The sequence below is a fragment of the Schlesneria paludicola DSM 18645 genome, assembly GCF_000255655.1.
Classification (GTDB): Bacteria; Planctomycetota; Planctomycetia; order Planctomycetales; family Planctomycetaceae; genus Schlesneria; species Schlesneria paludicola.
On sequence record NZ_JH636434.1, the window covers coordinates 3286422 to 3310051 of the forward strand.

The following is a 23630-nucleotide window of genomic DNA, read 5'->3' on the forward strand; positions in this document are numbered from 1 at the left end:
AGTCAACTTCCCGTTCGGGGGACACATCATAGCGGTGGGTGACACCGACGGGGAGCAACTTCGATCGAGTCGCTGTATCGGTCAGAACAACAGGATTGGAACACCGCCTTCGACCGAAAGAATACTGAACAGGCATCTACGACTGGCCGACCGCCAGAATCAATGCTGCCGTGCGAGGATCGAATGACGCGGGAATGGTGCTTGACCCTTCCCGTGCCAATTGTTACGGTGTTTCGCATCCACCGCGGGTGTAGTTCAATGGTAGAATGAAAGCTTCCCAAGCTTTAGGCGAGGGTTCGATTCCCTTCACCCGCTTTGCGTCTCTCTGTTGCCAAGCGGCTTGCGCTGGCATGACGTCGAAAGAATCCGACGCCGCCATTTATCCGATCAGCTCGTGCAGTGCCTGTCCGTTTCGAAAGAGCGGTACCGGGCGTCCGGACTGCGTCAGTACCGTCTGCGTTGGCAGAAACCCCAACTGATGGAAGATCGAGGCCCCGAGATCGTCGGGTGAGCAGGGGGATTCCACCGGATCGCTTCCACTCGGATCGGTCGCACCATAGACGAATCCTTGGCGAAATCCGCCCCCGGCCAAGAGCGCCGTCATCGTTCGCGACCAGTGATCACGTCCCGCCGCCGCGTTCACATCTGGTGTCCGACCGAATTCGCCCGTGCAGTAGACGATCGTTTCATCGAGCAACCCTCGATCGTGCAGGTCATCGATGAGCGAGCCCAGCGCCAGATCGAGCTGAGGCAACAGGCTGGTCCTTAGTCGCGTGAAATTATTGAGGTGTGTGTCCCAGTCTCCAAAACCGATCGTGACAAATCGGGCACCGGCTTCAATCAACCGGCGCGCGGCCAAGGTGCTGCGTCCGAAGAATCCACCACCGTATTTCTTACGCTGCTCGTCGGATTCGTCCTCAAGCTGAAGCGCCTTGTTGATCCGGTCCGAGCGTAAGACATCAAGAGCCTCCCCCTGGAACCGCCCCAACTGCCGGGGCAACGGCGACGCGTCGAACGCGCGCATCGGGCGATCGATGCGTTCGAGAACACGCTGCCTTCGTTCGAGATCCGCAACACTGAATCCTGCCGGAAGCCCGATCCCGCTTGTCGCAGCCGTCCCCGCCTGGGGATCGGACATCGAAAACTCGAATGGATTCAGTGATGTCCCCAACTCACCCGCCCCGAGTGACGGCGGTGATCCGACAGACATATAAGCCGGAACCCCCTGGTTCGACTTCAGCAGGCTGGCCGATAGCGATCCGAGCGACGGGTATTCAAACGCGGGACTCGGGCGATTGCCGGTCATGACATAGGCCGCGCCCTGAGTATGCTCAGGAATCGAGTGTGTGACCGAGCGAACCAGAGACACTCGATGCATTTGGCTGGCTAGATTCGGCAGGTGTTCGCAAATCTGAATCCCTGGCACGGACGTCGTTCGCGGTTGAAATTCCCCGCGAACACTTTCGGAAGCCGCCGGCTTCATGTCCCACATGTCGATTGTGGCCGGTCCGCCGGTCAGAAAAATCATGATGACATTTTTTACTTTTGGCGAAACAGCTTCCGAATCTGCGCAGGCCTCTTGCCGCAATCCATTGGCCAGCGACAGCCCCAGCAAACCGGCTGAGCCGACATGCAAGAAATCGCGGCGATGCAGCTGTGGACGTCGGCGTGGCGAAGGTTGAGCGTTCATCATGCGTCCTCACTTTAGGACAGAACTGGCCTGTGGAAATCGCGCCTCTAATGATTGGTCGAAAACTCACGCGCGTTGATCAAGGCCCAGACAACATCGGCCAGTCCATCCTCACGAGTGCTGCTTGCCGAAACATGCTGTCGTGCAAACTCGAGTTCGTCCGCGTCGGGATTCCGCGATAGCGTCGCCAGGTAGAATTCCGTCACAATGCTGTCGTCATTTTCTTGTTGCTCAAGAAGTCGAGAGAGTCTGCCGTTCTTGATCTTCTCGATAACTTTGGCGTCGCTCATCAGGAACAGCGGTTGACGAATCGAGGGGCTGGGAGCCCGATTGCATTCGCAGAGTGCTTTTCGGTCACCGCGACCGAGCACACGGAACAACTCATTGACGCTGGAATCGGAGAATCGATTCGGAGCCAGTTCGATCGCCTGACTGCCTGCGGGAACATCCTTGCCGAAGTTATCCGTCGACTCCAGGGCCGCATTCAAGGCGTCAATCAGAACCTCTGCCAAAAGCGGTCGGACGATCGCGTGTGCAAAATTTCGATGATCTTTTGCGTTCTGTTCCGTCGGTCGCGCGGAACGTTGATAGGTTGCCGACGTCAGGATCAGACGCTCGAGATGACGGATGTCGTAACCGCTCTGAATAAACTCTTGGGATAGCCGTTTGAGCAGGCGAGGATCTGTCGCCGGGTTGGCCGACGAGAATGCGTCGACGGGTTCCACCAGTCCTATCCCAAAGTACCGTGCCCAAACTCGGTTCACGAAGTTTGGTGCGAAGTACGGATTGTCTGGCTGCTTGAGCCAGCGAAAAAGCGATTCACGAGCGTCCTCATCATCGGACAGGTTCGGCCCTCCCGGCGCTTTGGGAACACTTGGTACCGACGTCAACGAATCGATCAGGGGGCGTGGAATTGGGCTGAGGAACACCTCTTGTACTCGAGGAAAGTCGGGCAGGCTTTGTCCTTCCTGCCTGGCCTTACGGCGGTGATCCAGACGACCATTGATCGCTGTGCGTAGCGGTGTCGAGCTGCCGAATTCCACGCGGGCGAACACGTTGGCGTACCCTGCGAAATCGTGTTGCGTCCAATGATCGTACGGATGCTGATGGCATCGCGCGCAATGCAGGCGCACGCCAAGAAACGCCGTTGCGGTCAGTTCCGCCAGGTCCTCGACAGGAAGCGGTCCATTGGGTCCGAGACGCCGCCAAAAGTAGTCCAGCATGGGCCGGTCTTGATAGTTCGTCTCGAAGCCTGTTTGGGCAGCTTTCTCGAGGGCCACTTCGGCGTCGATCCAATCATTGATCGGTTGATCTTTGCGACTGCTCGCGCAGAGCACTCCATATACGATTTGATCGTAAGGCTGATTCTCGGCGAAGCGCTTACGAAACCAATCATGCCACATCTTCGCGCGTTTCGGACGCAGTTCTTCGAGCCCCCCCAGTTGATCGACATTGCACGCCGTGATGTCGCACAATCGTGTCGCCCAGTAAGCCGCCCGGCGGGGATGTGATAATAACTCGTCGATGCGCGCCGATCGCTTGTTCGGATTCGAGTCGGAAAGAAAGCGAATAATTTCTGCTGGCGTCGGCGGTAACCCAATCACGTCGATGGTCACGCGACGCAAAAACTCGGCATCGTCAGCAGGTGGTGAAGGCCTGAGATTCAGAGCACTCAGTCGCCCGCCGACTTCTTCGTCGATCCAATTGTGCACGATTGAGGATTCCGCGAGCGCGTCGATTTTGGGGTAGGGGACGAGGATCGGAACACCCAGGAATGATCCGCGGTACGCGACGATGACCGCAGTATCACCCGACGACTTGGCGACAATGTGACCTGTTGCATCGATTTCGACGATGGCGTCATCACGGCAACGAAACTCCGAGAATGCCGTGACGTCCTGGAGATCCCCATTCGCAAACTCGGCCACGACACGCAGGCCGATTCTCTGACCGATTTCGAATGGGGGAAGTTCGGCGGGCTCGACGCTTAGTCTCGTGACCACACCCTGATCCACGACTCGACGCGCACCGGATGCAATCCAATTGCGAATCAAGCGATATTCCCACGAATTGTGCGGCAACCGCAGTCCTCCCTCATGCGGCTCGCGGCCTGAAGGCTTGGCGAGCAACAGGCTTTCCTCGGGTGACTTCAGATCGACTCGACTTAAACCATCGCCAGCCAGAACCGCGGCATGATCCATGGCGGGCGACTGACCGAACAAGCTGAGTCGAAACCCACCTTTACCTTGAAACGCCCCGTGGCAGGCTGCGGCGTTGCACCCCAATCGGCCAAACAGCCCCGCGACATGCCGCTCAAAATCGACATCGACGAGTTCCGTGCCATCGGGAAGTCTGATGACACGCGCATCGGCTGGTTCTGTCTCGGCCCTCACGACACAGGGCCGAAGCATCGTGATCAGGGCCATCGCCCACAGCAGGTTCAGTACTGAAAGCCTCATGCAAGATCCCTTCGGAGTCAGGTCATGACCATCTCAAGGATTCGACGCTTTCACCGCATCCACGGCGGGGGCCTTCGCTTCTTCCGTCGTGTCCTTCGCGGCCTTCTTCAATGTCAGGACGAGATCTTTGGTTTCCCCTTCTTGCAGTTTGACCTTTTCGGAAACCGCTTCATAACCGGGAGCCGTTGCGGTGAACGTGAGATCCTCATCCGGCACCATTTGTGACGTGCGAAAACGGCCGTCTTCCTGATGATCGAAGCTGATGTCCGATCGCGTTTCCCCTTTCAGGACGTAGCTTTGTGTTCCCCAGGTGTAGGCACCCGAGACGCGAGCGTCAGGGATCGGCTTTTGTTCGTCGTCGACAATCGAGACCAACACGATTGGCGCCTTGTAATAAATGATTTCAAAGCCATCGATGTCGTCGTTGAGTGTTCCGAATTCGATTCCCTGCGGCGAACCGAGATTTTCGAGAGGCTGGTCTTTGCCGCGCCTGTAGCGCAAGGCCTGATGTTCGTTGCTGCTCAACTGCACTTTCACCTGCTGCAACCCGTGGGGAATTCGAACGGCAAGCAACCCATCTTTTTCAGGCCGTCCCATCGTGTGCCACCAGGTGCCATCGAACTGACCGAAGATGCTGATCGGATGCCCTCCTCGTTTTTTTCCTTTGCTATCGTAAAGCTGACCATTCAAAACGACGTGTGGTACGGCTTGGACTTCAATGTCGTTCGCCTCGCTTCCTTCTTTGAGTGACACTGTCGTGGACACGAAAACTCCGGGAACCGCATAGACAGTTCGATCTCGGACGAGTGGATTGCTCAGGTGCTCAGAGGGCGCCACGCGATAGTCGCCGGTGGAAAGCGGATCGAATGAAAAGCGGCCTTCAGCATCCGAGAGAGAGCCACGACGAATACTCGTCGCCACAGCCAATTCTCCAAACTCATTCGCACCTGTGTAGTCAATATTCACGGCAATGCCTGAAAGCGGGCTACCGGCGGCATCGGTGACACGCCCCTTAAGGCGAACGCCCGGTGTCAGTTTGAAGGTTCCCAGTTCACCTCGTTGTTTCGCAAGATACTTCTCGACAGGGGCATAGTCCTTTGGAAGAATCCAGATCACCCCTTCGATATCTTTGTGAAGATTCAGGCGAAATTTTCCATTCGTGTCGGACAGAGTGTCGCTGAATGACCCCGAGTTCCAGTCCATCCGTTTTGCTCGCGAAAACCCCTGAACCTTGACTCCCGGCAGCGGCGTTCCATCCGGCGCGACGATCGTTCCCGTGACCGTTCCTGCCGGATAAATCTCAGTCGTTTCGAAGAAGGGCCGCTCGCCCAGTTTTTCGTTCTTTCGAATCATTCCCAAGGCATATCCGTGCCCGACTTTCGAGGTGTAATCATCGTGTTCCACGTCCAGTTCGATATAGAGTGACCCAATCGCCACTTGATCGGCGGGAATCTCGACTTCGTACTTTCCCTCCTTATCCGTCGTGTGCTTGGTTTCCTCGATGATTCGATTTTCTTGCGAAGTCAGGACGGATCTTCGGAAGACGATCCGCGCATTGGGAATTCCTTCCATTGTTTCTTTGTTGACGACGCGACAGGTGTAATGCAAGGGGCCGTTCTGCTCGGTTACGGGCGGAGTCGGTGGAATGGGAGCCTCCTTGGCGGCCGTGGCTTTCTCGGCAGGCGTTGCTGCTTCGACCGCTTTCGACTCGGTCTTCGGCGATTCGCTTTTTGCGGTTGAAGGCGTCGGAACGTCCGTTGCGGTCGCTTGTGAGGTGCCTTTTGCAGCGTCGGCGGCGATGGTGGAATCGAGCCGAATCCCCGTGATCAAGGCGACGGCCAGCGCGGCCAACGTGGCCGAAGTCAATGAGAACGTCCACGAGCTTCGAGCACGAACAGGCATCGGGTTTTCGAGCAGCATTTTGATCCTCTTCATCAGTTGCGTGGGATGATCGAGAAACGTCAGTGCCCCCGCGACGGGAGCCGACATTCGACTCTTGGCAAATCCAATCAACAGTTCCGAGTACTCGATCGCATCATTCTTCGCACGCGTCGCGTGGTCGTCCGCCAGCATGTCCTGCTGCAGCCGCAATTCGGCTCGCAGTGCCCAGTACGACGGCTGCAGCCAGAACAGGTACTGACAGGATCGGATGAAGCTCCAGGCCACCATGTCTTGACGTCGGATGTGCGACCACTCATGCGCCAGGCAGAACGCCAGTGTCGTGGCACTGGCGTCGGTAAACGCCAACGGCAACATGACCACCGGGCGCAGGCTGCCATAGGTCAATGGTGCGTCAATCGCGGGTGACATCAGCAGTCTGACGTGACGTCCACCACCCTCGGTCATCCGGCCCCATGTTTGTTGGACGTCGGCCGGCGCTGGGGACGAATTTCGAGACAGTCTCCGAATCCAATAGAAACCCAAGCTCCACTCAAGCAGAAAGTAGACGATGCCGAGGCCGTGAACGATGCCGATCGCGACCGCCAACCGACTCCAAATGCTGGCGTCACTTCGAGGAGGAATCGAGGGACTGGGCAGGCTCATTGTGGCCGCCGTCGAAACAGTAGGACGTGCCTCGTGGGAATCGATAGTGCGTGTGCTTGAGTCAACTGCGCCGCGCGACAAGGACTCTTCCGAGGGAATTCCTTCCGCGAGTTCTCGATTGGGCGAATTCGCAATCGGCATAGAGTTCGATTGAATCGTGGCTGGCCGTGAAGGTACTGACTCTGCATCGACAGGCGTGATGAGTCGCAAGTGCCAGATGGGCCACGGAGCCACGGCGATGAAGAGAGGAATTGCCGTGACGGCGATCATTGAGCAAAGGATCAATCGGATGCGATCGACGGGCTGGTGCAACCATCGAAGCGACAGGCGTCCGATTTGCAGCAACAGGGCCGCGGTCACCATGAACTGAAGCCAGGAAACGACGATTGTCTGTGACCATGTCATGTTCTCAGTCCTCCTTCTGCTTTTGGCGACGGGCCTTGGCAACGAGTCGCTCGAGTTCTCGCATTTCGTCGACCGAGACTTTCTCGGCTTGAAGCATATTCAGCACCAGCTTGCTGAGCGCACCATCGAACACACGGGTAAGAAATCGGCTGCTGACCTGCTCGCGGGTATGCACGGGCGTAAAGAACAACGTGCGATCCTCAAGCCGCTGCGTCACCAATCCCTTCTTCGCCATGATTCGGAGCAACGTCTGCACGGTGGTGAAGGCGCATTCCTCCTGACGATTCATCGCCTCGTGCACGTCACGAACCCGCGCTTCCCCCAACTCCCAGAGAACTTTCAGCACGTCCAGTTCGCGTTCGGTAGGACCAGTGTCGGTCATTTCGCCTCCTCGTACTCAACACGCTGACAACTAAACTATAAATTTAGTTGAATGATGAGCAAGAAAAGACAATTCGTCAACTGTTTTTGGGTGGCCCCGAGAAATTTTCAGAAGTTGGTCACACCTGCCGGTTCAGAAGAAAGAAGAAATCAAGGGGACAGGCACCTGGCGAAGCCAGTCCCCTTGATTTCTTCCAAGCAGCTTCGGAGCGAGGGAAAAGGCTGGTTCGCTCTCGGATCTTCGGTCGCTACGACTCATCGAATGCCGTTGCGCCTCAAGGCTGAATTGGGCACTCCGTGAATCGATGATCGGCAATACTTGCACTGCACCCCTCGCGCCACAAGACTATAGACGATCTGTCACGAGTTCCAGGCGAGCGTGAACCATGCGAAAGTTCTTTGGAGGATGGAAACGAAAACTTGGCGTCGTGACGTTGCTGTTGGCGTGTCTGTTCATGGGGGGCTGGTTCAGGAGCAGTGTCAACACAGATCAGTTGACGATTCGAGTGGATGACCACACCGTCTACTGGATCATCTCTGGATCCCATGTCCTCGGTTGGATTCAGGTTCATTCCGAAGACGCGTTTCCAGAAACCGTCAAAACACGCTGGGAGCCTTGGGCGAAGTCCCCATTTTCAGCGGTCTATACGATTTGGTGGAAAGACAACGGCAGCGCAAGAACAGGCGGTAGCTTCACCAAAAGTACGGCTCGACCAAACACGCACCTGATCATTCCTTATCCCGTCATTGTCCTTCCTCTCACCGCGCTCTCTGCCTGGTTATTGCTTTCGAAGCCGCGATTTGCCAAGCATCGCGAGCCGCAGATCACACCACCGAACTGAGGACGAAAGGCATGAGTGACATCGTCTGGAGTTGGAAACGTACACTTGGCATCTTCACGCTGGCCGTGGCATGTCAATTCGCGATCGGATGGGTGAGGAGTCACGCGAACGAAGACCGGGCCGAGATCTATCCGGGTTCCTTCGCACATCACCAGTGGACTTCATTCAATGGAACGCTTGGTTGGGAAAGTTCAGACCACGGGCGAATCATTCCACGTAGACACCAATGGCGATTCGAGCGAACACAGACACCAATCGATCCAGGGGAACAATTCGAAATCGGTCGTGCTCGCCGGACAAGCTGGGTGTGGAAGTTTCTGGGTATAGACATCAGGTGGCAGCAAGACCCACGACACACCGAATGTTATGTCCGGTATCGTTCAATCGTCATTCCGCTGACCTGTCTTTCTGCGTATCTGCTGTTCCGCAAACCGAAGACGGCTGCTTCTCTCGAAAAGTGATGGCTCGTTTCTCCGCCCACGGCTTCGTCGACTTTTGATCGCCGTCGCCATAGTCTCTGTATTGATTGGTCCCCACGTGATGACGTCTTCGGACTCAGCGGACGATCATCTTGTGTCTCTGCCTTGTGATACACGCGACAGGAGCGACTTCGATGTTCCATCTGGAAGACCGCGGAATCATTCTCGACGCGGCACAGCAACCAGCACAGGGCCGAATCTCATTCTTCACTTCGTTGTGCCCACTACGCTCGGGCACCATTCTGTGTGGTTGCCAGAATGGACCAGGAAAACATGCGACGACCAGCACGATTCGCCTGAGCCGTTCGCGAGATCGGGGACGTACCTGGGAACCGCTGCCCGTCGAATTCGAGTCCCGAATCGACAATCGTCCGGGCTCGTTTGGTGCCGCGGAAATGGTGGAGGCGGCCCCGGGACGGGTGTTGCTGTTTGCCACCTGGTTCGATCGAAGCGAGCCCGACCGCCCACTGTTTGATCCCGTCACGGAAGGGATTCTGAAGTCGAAACAATTGCTGGCCGTTTCGACCGATGAAGGCACGACCTGGAGTTCTTGGCGCGAGATATCAACGGGTGATTTGAAAGGCTGCGCACTCACGGGCCCCGTCATACAATGGGACGATGGCACCATTGCGTTTCCGTTTGAAAGCTTCAAGGAATTCGATGATCCCAATCCGGGACGACATGCCGCCTGGCTGCTGATTTCCGAGGATGGCGGCGAGACGTTCCTGCCACCGCAGCTCGTGGCGCAGCATCCCGATCATCGCATCTATTACTGGGATCAGCGACTGTGTGCCGGTCCCGAACGCGGTGAGTGCACGGCATTGTTTTGGACGCATGATCTGGTGGCAAAGCACGACCTGGACGTGCATCTGCGTCACGCGCGCTTGGCAGGACGCGATCTGGTCGTCAGTCCGCTGGTCCGCACGGGAATTCCCGGTCAGATCGCCGCCCCCTTGCGGCTCGATCGTCAACACCTGATCGCCTTTGTCGTCGACCGCGATCGCCCCGGAACCATGACGCTGTGGCATTCCTCCGACAATGGCCACACCTGGCCGAAAGAGTCTCGACTGATCGTCCATACACATGACGAACGGGCCGCGACTTCACAAGGACGCGACAACATCGATTTTAAACAGTATTGGGAAGATATGGGCAAATGGAGCTTCGGGCATCCTGCCATTCGCCCCCTGGGTGACGATCGAGTTTTGCTCGCGTGGTACGCGGGTACCCCGGATTGCATGAGTCTGCACTGGGCCCGGATTCGTCTGCACAAGGCCAGTGTTACGTGAGCAGTTTCACGCGAACACCCAATGAGTTCGCGTTGAGGTTTGCGATCCATCGTGTGATGTCGACACAAGACCGCGATCCCGCAACGACAGTTATCGGTTATCGTCGTTCGAATTCCGCAATGGCCGCAATCATATGGGCCTGGTCCGTCGGTTGTTGGTAATGAAACGTCTGCCAACCCATTCGACGCGCGGCTTCGATACATGCGGGCGAATCGTCGATCAGCATGAGTTGGTTTGGCAATTTTCCAAGCCGCTGTTGCACGGCCTGATAGAACGCAGGATCGGGTTTCGCGGCGCCGACGTCACAAGAAAAGAATGTCTCATCGAATGCGTATTTGAAACCCACGATGTCCCGAAGGTAATTGGCGCGATTTCGTTCCTGCACGGATGCAACATGGCATTTGAATCCTTGCCGTCTCAGACTCCCGACCAATTCCAACAGTGTGGGGTCGGGCGTGCTGTCCACATGCATCCAGGTTTCGATGAAGGTTTCCGCAGTGCCTGGCCATCCCCATCGAGTGAGGTTGACCTCCAGCTCATTACGCAAGTCGGAACGTCCTGTGACGCAGTCCCGGAATCGTCCGTGGAAGAATGGAGCCGTCATTTCTGGACTGATTCCATGCGTGTTGTTCAGGTAATCCCGGAACCGCATCGCAGGATAGACCAGCACTCCGTCCACATCGAAAATCAGATCGAGTTTTGGTGTGCTCATAGGAATTCGATCCGATCTTTTATGAGTCTTTTGCAGATCGCATCCCTATCATCGAATGGCAATCTCCGCCAGCGACGTCGCCTGAATTGCCAGGATTCGAATTCATCGATCCGCCATGCCATCGATTGAAACGTTGTTCGTCGACAGCGATTCCTCGTACGATCATCAGTCTATCGGACAAGGGCCTTTCGAGAATCGTCATTCCATGAATCGTTGGAGCTTCGAATTATGGCGCTGACTGTCCTGCGTGCGGTCACGAATCGCATGACTTCATTTCGATTGGCGAGCACACTTCTCGTGTTGACCATCACGGTTCTCTGGAACAAGACGGGATGTCGAACAGCGTATTCCACCGACGTCGTTCCCGCGACGTGGTGGTCGCCAGAATTCATGATGCAGATCAAACGTGTGACCAGCGTCCAGGTTTCGCCTGATGGAAGCCGCGTCATCTATTCCGTGCGACGCACCCTTCTCGACGACGACCAGAGCGAGTACCGATCGCATCTCTTTCTGGCAAATCTCGATGGCACCAAGTCTCGGCAACTGACGCAGGGTGAGAAGTCCTGTGACGATCCCCAGTGGTCTCCAGACGGTCAGTGGATTGCCTTCATGTCCGCACGAGGTGGCCGACGAAATCTTTGGGCGATCAGGCCCGATGGTGGTGAGGCCCATCAACTGACGGATCTGAAAACGGACGTCAGCGGCTTCAAGTGGTCACCGCGAGGGGGTGTCATCGCGTTTACCGCGCTCGATCCGATCACGCCGGACGACGAACGAAGAATGCGATCGAAGAATGACGCCAAGGTCGTCGACGAACAGGTGAAGCTCAATCGATTGTATGCGGTTGATTTCGTGCCGCTTTCAGACAAGCCGGGGCCCACCAGACAACTGACGAAAGACACGATCAACGTCATGGTTGACTCGCGATCGGGGCGCTACGGATTCGACTGGTCGCCCGACGAATCTCAGATTGTGATCTCGCATACGACCACACCTCGCGCCGACGATTGGCCGACAGCCGATCTGCTGCTGCTGAATGTCGCGGATGGCAGCACGAAGCCGCTTGCCAGTACCCGCGCTGCGGAATCGTCACCGTTATTTTCACCGGATGGAAAATCGATCGCGTTCACGGCGAGCGATGATCCGCCAACGTGGGCCGGAGCACGCACCGTTTGCATCCTTCCCGCCAAAGGAGGCACGACAACCAGGCTGGCCGAGACGTTCGATCAATTTGGTCGATACTCGGAACTGGTCGGCTGGTCGAAAGACGGTCGCCAACTGTTCTACACCGAGGCGCAAGGAACCAGTCTGAAACTCTTGTCGTTGCCACTGCAAGGTGTGCCCGTCGAGATCAGTCGCGGTGCGGGATTGTCATCGGCGGGGATGTCCTTCACGGGTGTGTCGCTGAATTCGACTCGATCCCATTTTGGATTCTCGTGGGAGAAACTCGATACGCCCGTTGAAGCGTTTGTCAGCCCGGTGAGTCCATTCGAGCCGACTCGAGTCAGCAACGTTCACGGGAGCCTGCTTTTACCGCCGCTGGGACGTACGGAGCTGGTCCGCTGGAAATCCACCGAGGGAATGACCGTCGAAGGACTACTGACCTACCCGGCTCAGTTCAAATCCGGCGAACGCTACCCGCTGCTGCTGGTCGTTCACGGCGGCCCCATGGGGGTTTTCACGAACCTGTTCGATGGCAGCCCGAGTGTCTATCCCACGGCAGCGTTCGCCGCCAAGAGATATCTCGTACTTCGGCCCAATCCCCGCGGAAGCAGTGGCTACGGCAAAGCGTTTCGTTTCGCCAACACTCAAGATTGGGGTGGAGGCGACTTTCGCGACGTCATGTCGGGAGTGAATCATGTGATTTCATTGGGAATCGTCGATGCCGATCGGATGGGAATCATGGGCTGGAGCTACGGCGGCTTCATGACCTCATGGGCGATTACACAAACGAAACGATTCCGTGCAGCCTCTGTCGGAGCGGGTGTCACGAATTTGGTCAGCTTTACAGGCACGACTGATATCCCCAGTTTTCTGCCCGACTACTTTGGAGGCGAGTACTGGAACAACCCTGAGATCTATCCCCTGCATTCGGCGATGATGCGTATCAAAGGTGTCACGACTCCGACCCTGATTCAGCATGGCGAGCGCGACGAACGCGTTCCTCTGTCGCAGGGCCTTGAACTGTACAACGCTCTGAAACGCCAAGGCTGCGTCACGAAACTCGTGATTTATCCACGGTCACCCCATAGCATCGAAGAACCTCGACTGCTGCTTGATGGAATGAACCGCAATCTGGAGTGGTTTGATCAGTATGTCGGCTCCGCGAAAAAATGACGTCTTCGCTTTTCGCAGGTTCAAATCGTCCGGCCTCATTCGCCGCCTCGAATGGGGTTCTTCGTGACGAATACGAACACTACGTCAATCGGGCGAATCCCGTATGACGCACCGAGGCACCGGCCGCGTCCAGACGCTTGAGAACGTCTCCTGCACGAATCGCATCGGCCAATTCACGAAAAACGACTTCCGCCGCAGCGCGATACTTGGCGATCTGTGCTTCCCCGTGGGCGTACGTGGGATAGAACCCGCTACCCGCCAGAATGCCGTGATCGAGCATCCGTACGGTGAACAGCGTTCCCAGGGCCGGGGCCTGTTCATGATGGATACCGAGATGCAATAGAGCCGGATGCCCGGTGACTTTCAACGGCACGCCGGATTGCTGTCCCAGACTGGTCCAAACATCGCGCATCAGATTGCCAATTCGTTGGGTATGTGCTGCGATGCCAACCCGCTGCAACTTGCGAATCGTGGCCACAGCCGCCGTCGGGCCGACCGCTTCGGTCCAATACGTACTCGAAATAAACGACGTCTGTGCGGCATCCATGACGCGCCGCCGGCCGATGATCGCCGCCATCGGATGCCCGTTGCTGATCGCCTTGGCAAACACGGCCATATCGGGCGCGATGCCATACTTGAGGTGCATGCCGCCCAGATGCATTCTCCACCCGGATGAAATCTCGTCGAACACCATCACGGCACCATGACGGTCGCAAAGCTTTCGAACGCCTTCCAGGAATCCAGGATCAGGATCGCTTGAGCGAGTGGGCTCCATGATGACCGCCGCCAGTTTTCCATTGTGCCGATCAAAGTGCTGCTCGAGTTCGTGCAGCTTGTTGTAGGTGAACGGCAATGCGGTTCCGGACAATCCGCGCGGAACGCCGGCCGGATCAAGACCGGGAAGCAAATGCCCTTGCAACTGATCGGGCGCCCCGTCAGCGCTCAGGTTGGCCGCCAGGTACCAGTCGGACCAACCGTGATACCCGCAGAATGCCACCGGATCACGTCCGGTCGCGGCACGCGCAATTCGAACGGCGACCGACATCGCTTCGCCACCACAGCGTGCAAAACGTGCTTGTTCGGCCCAGGGATGGATCTCGACCAAGAGCTCCGCCAACTCCACTTCTTCAGGAGCATTGAGTGTCGACATCGAACCCCGAGAGATCTTCCGCTGGACGGCCTTCGTCACATCGGGATCGGCATAGCCCAGCAGACACGAACCAATTCCCGACGTCGTCATGTCGGTAAATCGTCGCCCATCGAGATCGATCACTTCGCAACCGCGGGCATCCTGATAGTAGGCAGGCCAGACACCCGGTGCGAACATTTCGGGACGCTTCGAAAGCAATTGCGTTCCACCGGGAATGCGTGCCTTGGCTCGAGCGTACATCGCTTGGGTGAGCGTCCCCTTGGGCTCGGACACGGGTGCTTCCTGTCCGGCAAATCGGACATCGAAGGCCGTGGCCGCGTTCTTCCAGAAGATTCGTTCGACATCCTGTGACGACAATTGGGCGATGTCGGCCGCCTGCTTCATCGACAGCAGTTGTTCGTAAATCGCCAGAATCGGACGGCCGTCACAATGTGGAAACTGCAGTTGAAAGCGGTCGATGTCGACATACTGCCAGGCACGGCCCAGGGCGGCGTATTGCCCATGGAAGTACGTCGCATCCACTCCGTCAGACCCATAAAAGATGCGGCCAATATTCTCGCGAGTGAACAGCGTGATCAATGGCCGAATATCGGTGACGGCGGAAACGTCATACCAGATGTTCGGCAGATCTCGCAGTTGTTCAATCGCTTGCCGAATGGGCCAATAGGTGAAGCTACGCGCACAATGAGCGAGGATCCACTTCACGTTGGGATATCGTTGTTGGGTGAACTCTCGCAGGTCACTTAGGTTGGATTCATCTGCGCAGCCGTGAAACCGCGAAAGATGCATCGTGACCCACAGCCCGAGTTCGTTGGCCAGTTCCAATTGCTCGTGCGTCAGGAATTCGTGGATGCGACACTGTGCGATGTCACCTGTCACGGAATACAGGCGATAGGGCTTCAGGCCGACGTACCCGAGTTCACGCACGTCGCGTTCGATTTCTTTGACCTGGCAGCTCGGCGTCACCAGCCGGTTCATGCGCGACTGGGGATCTTGTCGAACTTGTTCGATGCACCAGCGATTGTGCGCCATAACATCCAGATCACGCGTGGGTGTCCCGAGTACCAGAAAATGGGTCTCGCGGCCTGGATAGAGCCGGGCCGCCCAGTTCTGGATCGATCGCAAATCGACATTCGTCCAGGGAACTTCGTCGGCCGCACCGGCCTTGAGATGTGCCCGATTGAAGAGATGGATATGTGCATCGAAGACACGATCCGGAACAAAGTCCTGAAGTTCTTCATCCCAGATTTGTTGATCGTGCGACGAGAAATCATTGAGCGAAGCGGGCATGGAGTATTCCTCTCGATCTGCGGATCTTCAAACGGACTGGGGCACGTTGTAATTCGAAAGCGACGTCCGATTCTGCGAGACCAGCTTACTTCGCGGGTGCGAGCTGGGCGACCAACCAGTCGGCAAGCCGCTGATGCGCCTGATCTATTTTGGAATGGCCGGGCGCCGCCGCCACAATCAATTCCACGGGGATCACAGCGTCGGGCTGATCCACGCGGGCGGAAGCCTCGACAACGGCCCGCGTGAACGCGATCGCGTCGTCGGTGCTGACCCGTAGGTCGTGATTGCCGATGCTCAACCAGACACCACGGCCGACGAGTTTCGAAGCGACCTTGGCCACATCCAGTTGATCGGCTTTGTCGGCGGGTTCGATCGTGGTGAACTCACGCAGCGCTCGCAATCGCGTGACGGGCGAGATTCCTGCCGTCGCTTTGATCCGTGGGTCTGACGCCGCGAAGTGATAGGCCAGAAAGCCACCGCGCGACGTCCCGCACACGGCGACCCGATCCGGATCGGTGATCTTCTCGTCAACCAACGTATCCAGAACTTCGCTCGCTTTGGCACAGAATGCGGCGATGAACGGCTCGTTCTGTTCCGCGCGATGACGCCAACCTGCAAGCTGCGCGGGTTCATCGGCACGCGCGTCCTCACCGTGACAGGGCGGCTCGACGATGATGCTGATCCATCCTTTGGATTCCAGCAGAGTCGCGACTTCCGTATACACCGGTTGCTGCCGCATCACGTCCAGACCGTGCGCGAAAATGAGTAATGTGGGAGCGGGGCCCTTGAGTTTCGCCGGATCGCCAATCACCCCATAGGGAACGTTTTTCGCGGTCCGACGCACCTGAAACTCGCGCGGGGGTTCGGCGTGGGCCGCCGTGACAAACGCCGCACTTACGAGCACCGCCAGCAGCGCTTTTGAAATCATTTTGGATGCATTCACTCGATCACACAACATCGTCGCTTCCCTGAATTGGATCATTTGGATCGAAGATTTATTGCGAATAGCTGAGGTGATTTCCCGCCCTGACGGGCGAGCTGCAGTTGAATCCGCACACGCTGTCCATGGATCGCGGCAAGCGCACCATTGCGCCACGTCACGGCACAGTCCAAACCGCCACTCCCCTCCAAGACCCCGGCGTTGACCCCTGAAAATTCGGGGATCGGATGGAACTGTTCGTCTAACAGCTCAAGGCGCATCGACTGCGTTCCCTCGGCATTCACACTAATCTGCACGTCCTGACGCGGCAATTCGATGGCTGATGACGTGATGCTGCCTGATTGTGCGTCGGGGTCGAGTCCAAACGCGCCCCAGCGATCCCGGGGCAGTGTCGCCAAAGCGACTTCACCGGAATAGTACTTCAGCAAGTCCTCACCGCCGCGTCCGTTCGCGTTGCGCCACCGACCGTGGTAGATCCGGGTCTCGTCGCCGACATTCAGGATTCCGTTTGCCTGACACAGGATCGTATTGAACTGATGTCCGGGGACGGCCGTTGCCAATGATTCCTCACGACGGAGAAAGCGATGGCCTTTGACAGGTTCTCGAAATCGAACACCGTCATTCGAAACAAGCAATCCGAAGTCACACGAGATCTGATCGAACTTCTTGTGGAATTCGGCATTGTGCCAAAGGCCGTACAGGCCGACGCAGACATTTCCAAAGCTGGCCGCCCCCACACCCAGATGAACCTGATCGTAGGCACCGCTCAGTCCGCGCAAAGTCCGGTCTTCGGGCTCCGCCAGTGCAAACGATTCTGCGAGGAGATCCGGCCATCGGGCGAAGTCGGTTGTGACGCGGGCCACACCGGTCCGCCCACTGGGCGTCCCCCCTTCGGCAAAGTATCCACCCATGTTTCCTGCGGCCTGATAGTGAATGACATACTGTCCGCCGTGCTTCAGGAAACTGGACGGCTCCACAAATTGATTGACGAACGGAATTCCGATGACGGTCCATTTCAACCCATCAGGCGAAACGGCCAGTGCGACCGAGGGCTGTGTCCCATAGTCACCGATGACGGGCTGAGTGAAGTTGGGAAAGAACTGGTACGTCATCTTGTACCGGCATGCTGGATCGGGATCATCGTCATCCTTGATGACAATGGCACCGCTGACCACGGAATGAGGTAACTCCAGAGCGTTGTTCTGGCGGCTGCCTTTGAACAGAACTTGCCCCAGTGCGGGTTTGGTCCAGGTGATTCCGTCATTGCTTTCGGCGTAGCAGAGCGGCCCCTGAAACAGCGGATCGGCGTTCGGTTTGGCCAGTTGCTGCGCCAGCGATACCGACCAGTCAGGATTCTTACCCCAGTGGCAGGCGTAGTACCACATCCGAAACTTGCCCGCATCGTGCAGCACCGTTCCGTAGAAATGTGCCGCCAGATTGTCCGGTGCCTGGCTCTCGAAATCGCTGGGCTTCAGAACCGGCTCTGGCCGCACGGTCGGCTTACTGAGGTACAGCCCCACATTCTTTCGAAAGGGCAACGCCTGATCATCGATCGCCAGCAGTAATTGGTTTCCCATGGGCAATGGCATTGCCGTTGGTCCAGATCTCAAGATTCCAGGCCAGCACCCGACTGCTGCGCCCGATGATGCGACCTTCAGCCAGTCGCGACGATTGAGGGAAAGACTCACGATCAAACCTCACTTTCATCAGAGTCAATGAGATCGATATCGACCGAACTTCTCGTTACCAAGTTTTCTCATTTTTCTCGTTACCAAGCTCCTGCTTTCCTCGCAGCCAGGTTTTCTCGTTATCAAGCTCCCGCTTGGTAACGTCTCTTGCGATTTGATTTTCAGTCGAGCAGGAAAGTGGCCTCCGACGCTTTCCTGCTGTGTACGAGCGTTGCCAATCGGGAGCTTGACAACGAGAAAACGAGGGGAAGGCATGCAACGAGCGCAATATCAAAAGCGGGAGCGTGGACTCGAGGAAGCTTGAGAAATCTTTACTTCGAGGCTGACTCTTTCAACAGTTCTGCGGCTTCGGCAGCAATGCGATTTTCAAAGGTGAATCCAAGTGGGGCATATCGCTGCTGAATCAGTTCCATCCCCTGCTTGACCATCAGCAGGTCGCAACCATGGCAAATGAACTTCGCCCCCTGGTCAAACAATTTTTGCGTATGTTCGGGGCTGCCGCTGACGGTTCCCCACCATTTCCCCGCGCGCTTCGCCGCATCGGCCACGCGACGGTAAGCATCGACAATCAGGGGATGATCGAACTGATAAGGAATTCCGGCGACGACGCTGAGATCGCCTGGCCCCAGCATCAGCACATCAATGCCAGGTACATTCGCAATGGCTTCGGCGTGATCGAGGGCATTGGGTGATTCCAACTGCGCGATCAGCAGCGTGTGTTCGTTGGCGTTCTTCAAATAGGGCGGCATCGGCATCGTGCAGTAGGGATTGTCACCGTTGGCACCATCGACGCCGCGTTCACCCTGCGGGGCGAACTTCGCCCAGCGAACGAGTTCGGCGGCCTCCTCGCCTGATTCACAACGCGGATACATGATCCCCTGGGCACCGGCTTCAAGCAGTCGGCCCATCCGCATGAATTCGCCCTTCGCCGGGCGGGCGATGATGTCCGACACACCGACGCGGGCCGCACGCATCAAGTTTGATGCGGTTTCGTCACTGGTCGAATGATGTTCCAAATCGAGCCAGATGCCGTCGAACCCCTGCATGCTGACCAGTTCGTACACGGTTGGATCGATGAAGTGACAGCAAGTCACCAGCACCGGTTCGCCCCGTTTGAGCTTCGCTTTGACACGACTGCGTCTCATTCAACAATCTCCTGTACGAGTAACGAACCGACAGAGGACACGGTATTGGAAGGGTGATGAAGCCCGCTCACCCGGTTCGCTTGGGCGGGGGATTTTGTCCGGACGACCTGACTGCCGCTTGTCGCCCGCGTGTATTTCCCAGTTCGGCTTCGGGTAGATAGCGTCGCACCTGAACGCGAATCATCGCCCGGGCGCGTTCGACATCACCATCACGAATCGCAGCCGCCAGTTCGGTATGCTCCCAGCCAATTCGCTCGGCGTTGGCGGCATCGGGTGGACTATTGACGGCAATAGACCGAAAGAAGTCGATGAGCACCCGCTGCATTCCCGCAATGAACGGCGAGCCGGTCATTTCAAGCAACAGAGAGTGAAAGGCAATGTCGAGCTTGGTTTGCTTCTTCATGCCCGATCGATCATTGACGGTGTTTTTGATCTCGCCCGCGATGACAAGCAGGCGGTCAACTTGTTCGTCGGTCGCATTTTTGACGGCCAATTCGATCGCACCGACCTCCAGGACATATCGGAATCGCGCTAGTTCCACCATGTTCTCTTCGGACCGAGCCAGGCTGGGCAGGCTGGCCGAAAACAATCGCACGGGATCAGGATGGCGAACGATCAGGCCTTTCCGCTGTCGTCCTTCGAGCAGACCGATGGCACGCAATCGTCCAACAGCTTCACGAGCCACGGTCCGCGAGACTTCGAACTTCTCAGCAACCTCAGCTTCGGTCATGAAGAGTTCACCATCAGGCAACTTGTCTTGTTCAATCTGTTGCCGAATGCGGTCAGCGAGTTGCTGCGAGCGGTTCTGGCGAAGTTCTTTCGGCATCAATAAAAAACCTATTTTTTTAAACTGGCAGACCGACAAGGTTTCAGTCTGAGTTCGGTTCTGACGCAGTGTGCCACCACGAAGGCCGCTCCGATTTGATTGATTCTTCCGTGATTGTGGTGCTCTTGAACAGAATTGTCACGAACCAATCACAGTCAGCGACTAAGAACCGTCTTCCCAGCACTGCTTGTGACTCTTCATTATTATGGTATTTTATTTCGCCGGGTGCATGCAAGCGAGCTCTGCTGCCCGCGAGAGCGCGAAGTCGACTTTTGGGGAGAAGCGATTGGGGCTGCAGACACGGCCGAAAAGGCCGCGAGTCTAGACGAGTCGCGGTTCAACGAATTGCGGTAAGACGAACGATGGATCAACGACTCTTGAGCCTTCATCGTTCAACCAGAAGCCAGCGGCGACGGCGATTCTCGCATGCGTATGCGGCACGCGTCATTCGCGGGATTCCATCCACGTCTTGTACTGAGGGGAATCGACGAATTCGGCATAGTCCGGAATCTCCGTCAGGTCGGCCAGTTCCAGACCCAAGTCTTGTTCGACCATGTTCAAGAGCTTGACGGTCTCGTCGAAATCCTTGGCCATCAGTGACACCGTGATCGCACGCCAGTACGCGTCTTGCAAGTCCGGTTCCAGGCGGATCGCGTCATTGGCGACTTCGCGAGCCTGCTCGAATCGTTCCAGGTAGGCCAAGGCCTGGGCTCGCATGGAGAGTAGCCACGCATCGCCGCCCACATGTTCAGACGTTCGATCGATGCACTCGAGCATCTTCTCGTAATCCTTCTTGAAGAAGTAGCCGTCGATGAGCAGGAAATCGAGTGCGGCATCACCGGGAAACCGCTGCCGGTAGTCATCAATCGAGGAGGCATAGGCTTCATCCGAGACCTGGATCGCCGCTTGCATTCGGATCAGATTGAAGATCTTTTCGTTTTGAACCTTTTCTGGCAGCGTTTCGTAAATCTCGATCGCCTTTTCATACTGACCGTCTTTGATCATCGCTCGCATTTCTGCAATGGAGCGAATCGACTTGACCAGCGGATCCGCAGGCTTGAACAGACGGTCAATGAACGTCTTGGAAACCTCGGCAGCAACCGTCCGCCAAAAGACGCGCAAGGTCTCGGTCATGCGTTCGGCCGAGAGAAACACATAGATATCTTCGGCCCGTACCTGCCCGTCGTCGGAACGCTTCAAGAAATACTGGTGATAGTTCACCCCGCCCTGATTCGGCAGCAGAATTCGGAACACCGCAATCGGCTGATTGTCGACGCGGCCCAGTCGCAGAAATTTGAACGAACCGCCATCCTCGCAATATGAAACCACCTGTTCAGCAAGCCGATCCTTGGACGGTTTGCTCTGTGTCGCCAGGAAGCCCGTTCGAAAGTCGGCGCGCGCCTTGTCGAGGGACGGAGACTTTTCGCCCGCCACGACCGTTTCGAGCATTCGTTCCCAATCGATCAACTTGTGCCACGCCTCGCTATCGCCGTCGATGGCAGCTTGTTCGAGCGCCGTCGCAAACGCCAATTGATCGGATTCCGTCAATTCTTCCTGAATGGGGGCGGCCTGCGGATCAGCAAGGTTCTGGTCAACGGCGGCCCTCACAGTGCGGCTCGAGGTGAGGCACAACATCATAGTTGCCAGCAACAGCCGAGACCAAATTGGCCGCCGTGAGATCCGCAGAGACTGTTGCGAACTTCTGGCCATTCGCCACTGATTGAGAACAACAATCATCGCGGACATCCCTGGTGAGGAAGTGACGAAACGCTATCGGGATTGAAATTTAAACGTCGGGCGATGTGCGTACACTGCCCTGCAGTTCAACGGGTCGCCGTTCAACGAGCCACAGTCTAGCGGATGTTAGATCGTGCAAAAAAGGGGCACGAATTCAATGAAGAAACCTTGATGGTGGTGATTTCAATCGGAATTCTCGATCGCGACCAAACGAGTCTCTGAAGCGCGAGGACGTCACATTTGATTGAGAAGCAGTCGGCTAGGCGGACGGTGTCATTCTGTCCCAACCTTTGGCAGAATCCTTAGAGCGCGGTTTCGAAGATCTGGCGTTGGTCGCATTTCATATCTCGATGAGAACCCGACTCAGATCATCACAGCAATACTTCGTGGTCCATTGGTTTGTCTCTAGGAGCCGAATATGTCTGGTCAGCGATTGTCGCGGCGCGATTGGATGCGATCGAGTTTGTCCACTGTCGGTGCACTCGCCGCCTGGTCACCGCTGCAGCAACTGGCTCTTGCGGACGAAGTGCGTGGCAAACCGAGTTCACTCACGATCACGAAGATCGAAACGTTTCCACTTGAGCATAAACTCAGCAAGTCGGTCGGGCCTTCGGTCGCGCAGTCGAATGTCCGCGATGCGTTGCTGATCAAAATCAGCACGGACAGCGGCCTTGTTGGTTGGGGAGAAACAGCCGACGTCGGCGGGACGCATGGAATCATTGAAGAACATCTGAAACAGGTGCTGCTGGGCAAGAATCCGCTCGAACATCGCAAGTTGTGGCGGGCGATGTGGGGCGCGAATTTTGGCGATGGCCGGGCGGTCGCCTGTTGCGATCTGGCACTGCATGACCTGCGAGGAAAGGCACTGGGCCTCTCAATCAGCGACATGTATGGGGGACGTCAGCGCGACAAAGTGATGGGTTACGCGGCCGCGATGAACTACACCGTGGGGATCCCTCCTGAAGAACAGCATCCGGCCGAGGCGGCAGCACTTGCCAAACGCGGTTTCCTGGCGATGAAGATTCGCACGGGCCGCGACGGATTCAAACGCGATCTCGCAGTCATGCAAAAGATTCGTGAAGCCGTCGGTCCAGACGTGCGACTTTTGACCGATGGCAATGGAGCTTTCACGCTGCCACAAGCGGTCAAGTTCGGCAAAGAGCTGGAAAAACTGGACTTTTACTGCTTCGAAGAACCGTTGCCCCAATCGCCCAACTATGCCGGCTACGACGAACTCACGCGATCGCTCGACATTGCCATCGCGGGGGGCGAAGTCCTCGATTCTCGCGCCACTGCAAGGGAACATCTTCTCAAACGTTCGTTCGACATCATTCAAGCCGACGTCTCGCTTTGCGGCGGAATTGCCGAAGTGCTGTTCATCTCGGAAATGGCAAGACTATTGGGGATTCAGGCGTTGCCACACTGCTATGCCGGGGCGATTGTGATCGCCGCCAGCCTGCACGTGAACTCGCTCTTACCGCCACATTTCCAAGGATTTGCCGGCGGCGACGAACCAATGATGGAATTCGATGTCTACGAGAATCCCTTCCGTGAAGAGATCGTCACCAAGAAGTTTGAACTGAAGAACGGTTACTTCGATGTCCCGACCGGCCCAGGACTAGGAATCGAAATTAACGAAGATCTGGTGCGGAAGTACGTGAAGAAATGACCGCTAAGTCCGATCGATGAGTGAATACGGAGGGCACGAAGTTCTCG

General features: G+C 56.7%; 15 protein-coding genes and 1 tRNA gene. 5 read left to right on the plus strand and 11 right to left on the minus strand.

Translation table 11 applies throughout. The annotated features are described in order from the left end of the window. Positions 1 to 244: 244 nt before the first annotated feature. Positions 245 to 315 (plus strand) — tRNA-Gly (locus tag OSO_RS0116115). A 64-nt stretch (positions 316 to 379) separates the two neighbouring features. Here the strand turns inward: OSO_RS0116115 and OSO_RS0116120 are convergent. The 4 genes from OSO_RS0116120 to OSO_RS0116135 are packed head-to-tail and all read right to left on the minus strand — an operon-like array spanning position 380 to position 7480. After that, positions 380 to 1693: a DUF1501 domain-containing protein gene (locus OSO_RS0116120; protein ID WP_050986122.1), complete on the minus strand. Its 1314-nt coding sequence runs from the start codon at positions 1691 to 1693 to the stop codon at positions 380 to 382. Between the two features lie 44 nt (positions 1694 to 1737). Beyond that, positions 1738 to 4149 (minus strand): DUF1549 and DUF1553 domain-containing protein, encoded by a 2412-nt coding sequence (locus OSO_RS0116125; protein ID WP_010584276.1) that lies wholly within the window; start codon positions 4147 to 4149, stop codon positions 1738 to 1740. A 33-nt stretch (positions 4150 to 4182) separates the two neighbouring features. Further along, complete coding sequence (locus OSO_RS0116130) at positions 4183 to 7098, minus strand: M56 family metallopeptidase (protein WP_010584277.1); 2916 nt, start codon at positions 7096 to 7098, stop codon at positions 4183 to 4185. A gap of 4 nt (positions 7099 to 7102) precedes the next feature. Next, complete coding sequence (locus OSO_RS0116135; protein WP_010584278.1) at positions 7103 to 7480, minus strand: BlaI/MecI/CopY family transcriptional regulator; 378 nt, start codon at positions 7478 to 7480, stop codon at positions 7103 to 7105. 385 nt (positions 7481 to 7865) lie between these two features. Between OSO_RS0116135 and OSO_RS0116145 the strand changes: the two genes are divergently transcribed. Further along, on the plus strand, positions 7866 to 8321 hold the full coding sequence (locus OSO_RS0116145) for a hypothetical protein (RefSeq protein WP_010584280.1): 456 nt from the start codon (positions 7866 to 7868) through the stop codon (positions 8319 to 8321). Positions 8322 to 8934: 613 nt separating this feature from the next. Then, complete coding sequence (locus OSO_RS0116155; protein WP_010584282.1) at positions 8935 to 10089, plus strand: sialidase family protein; 1155 nt, start codon at positions 8935 to 8937, stop codon at positions 10087 to 10089. A 97-nt stretch (positions 10090 to 10186) separates the two neighbouring features. On the opposite strand, the gene OSO_RS48100 is transcribed toward OSO_RS0116155, so the two are convergent. Beyond that, on the minus strand, positions 10187 to 10801 hold the full coding sequence (locus OSO_RS48100; protein WP_010584283.1) for an HAD-IA family hydrolase: 615 nt from the start codon (positions 10799 to 10801) through the stop codon (positions 10187 to 10189). Positions 10802 to 11029: 228 nt separating this feature from the next. Between OSO_RS48100 and OSO_RS0116170 the strand changes: the two genes are divergently transcribed. Then, positions 11030 to 13138, plus strand: a complete 2109-nt coding sequence (locus OSO_RS0116170; RefSeq protein ID WP_010584285.1) for a S9 family peptidase — start codon at positions 11030 to 11032, stop codon at positions 13136 to 13138. Positions 13139 to 13217: 79 nt separating this feature from the next. On the opposite strand, the gene OSO_RS49910 is transcribed toward OSO_RS0116170, so the two are convergent. From OSO_RS49910 to OSO_RS0116210, 6 genes are all read right to left on the minus strand, one after another. After that, positions 13218 to 15578, minus strand: a complete 2361-nt coding sequence (locus OSO_RS49910) for an aminotransferase class III-fold pyridoxal phosphate-dependent enzyme (RefSeq protein ID WP_010584286.1) — start codon at positions 15576 to 15578, stop codon at positions 13218 to 13220. An 85-nt stretch (positions 15579 to 15663) separates the two neighbouring features. After that, a complete protein-coding gene (locus OSO_RS0116185; RefSeq protein WP_157605211.1) occupies positions 15664 to 16536 on the minus strand; it encodes an alpha/beta hydrolase family protein in 873 nt (290 codons plus the stop codon). A 20-nt stretch (positions 16537 to 16556) separates the two neighbouring features. After that, the gene (locus tag OSO_RS0116190) at positions 16557 to 18107 is read right to left on the minus strand and encodes a hypothetical protein (protein WP_157605212.1); all 1551 of its coding nucleotides are present in this window, start codon (positions 18105 to 18107) and stop codon (positions 16557 to 16559) included. 410 nt (positions 18108 to 18517) lie between these two features. Beyond that, the gene (locus OSO_RS0116200) at positions 18518 to 19351 is read right to left on the minus strand and encodes an HpcH/HpaI aldolase family protein (RefSeq protein ID WP_010584289.1); all 834 of its coding nucleotides are present in this window, start codon (positions 19349 to 19351) and stop codon (positions 18518 to 18520) included. A 67-nt stretch (positions 19352 to 19418) separates the two neighbouring features. Continuing rightward, the gene (locus OSO_RS0116205; protein ID WP_010584290.1) at positions 19419 to 20177 is read right to left on the minus strand and encodes a FadR/GntR family transcriptional regulator; all 759 of its coding nucleotides are present in this window, start codon (positions 20175 to 20177) and stop codon (positions 19419 to 19421) included. A 444-nt stretch (positions 20178 to 20621) separates the two neighbouring features. Beyond that, a complete protein-coding gene (locus OSO_RS0116210; protein ID WP_157605213.1) occupies positions 20622 to 21785 on the minus strand; it encodes a tetratricopeptide repeat protein in 1164 nt (387 codons plus the stop codon). A 547-nt stretch (positions 21786 to 22332) separates the two neighbouring features. Between OSO_RS0116210 and OSO_RS0116220 the strand changes: the two genes are divergently transcribed. Then, positions 22333 to 23583 carry a mandelate racemase/muconate lactonizing enzyme family protein gene (locus OSO_RS0116220; protein ID WP_010584292.1) on the plus strand — a complete coding sequence of 417 codons (1251 nt, stop codon included), beginning with the start codon at positions 22333 to 22335 and terminating at the stop codon, positions 23581 to 23583. Positions 23584 to 23630 lie beyond the last annotated feature (47 nt).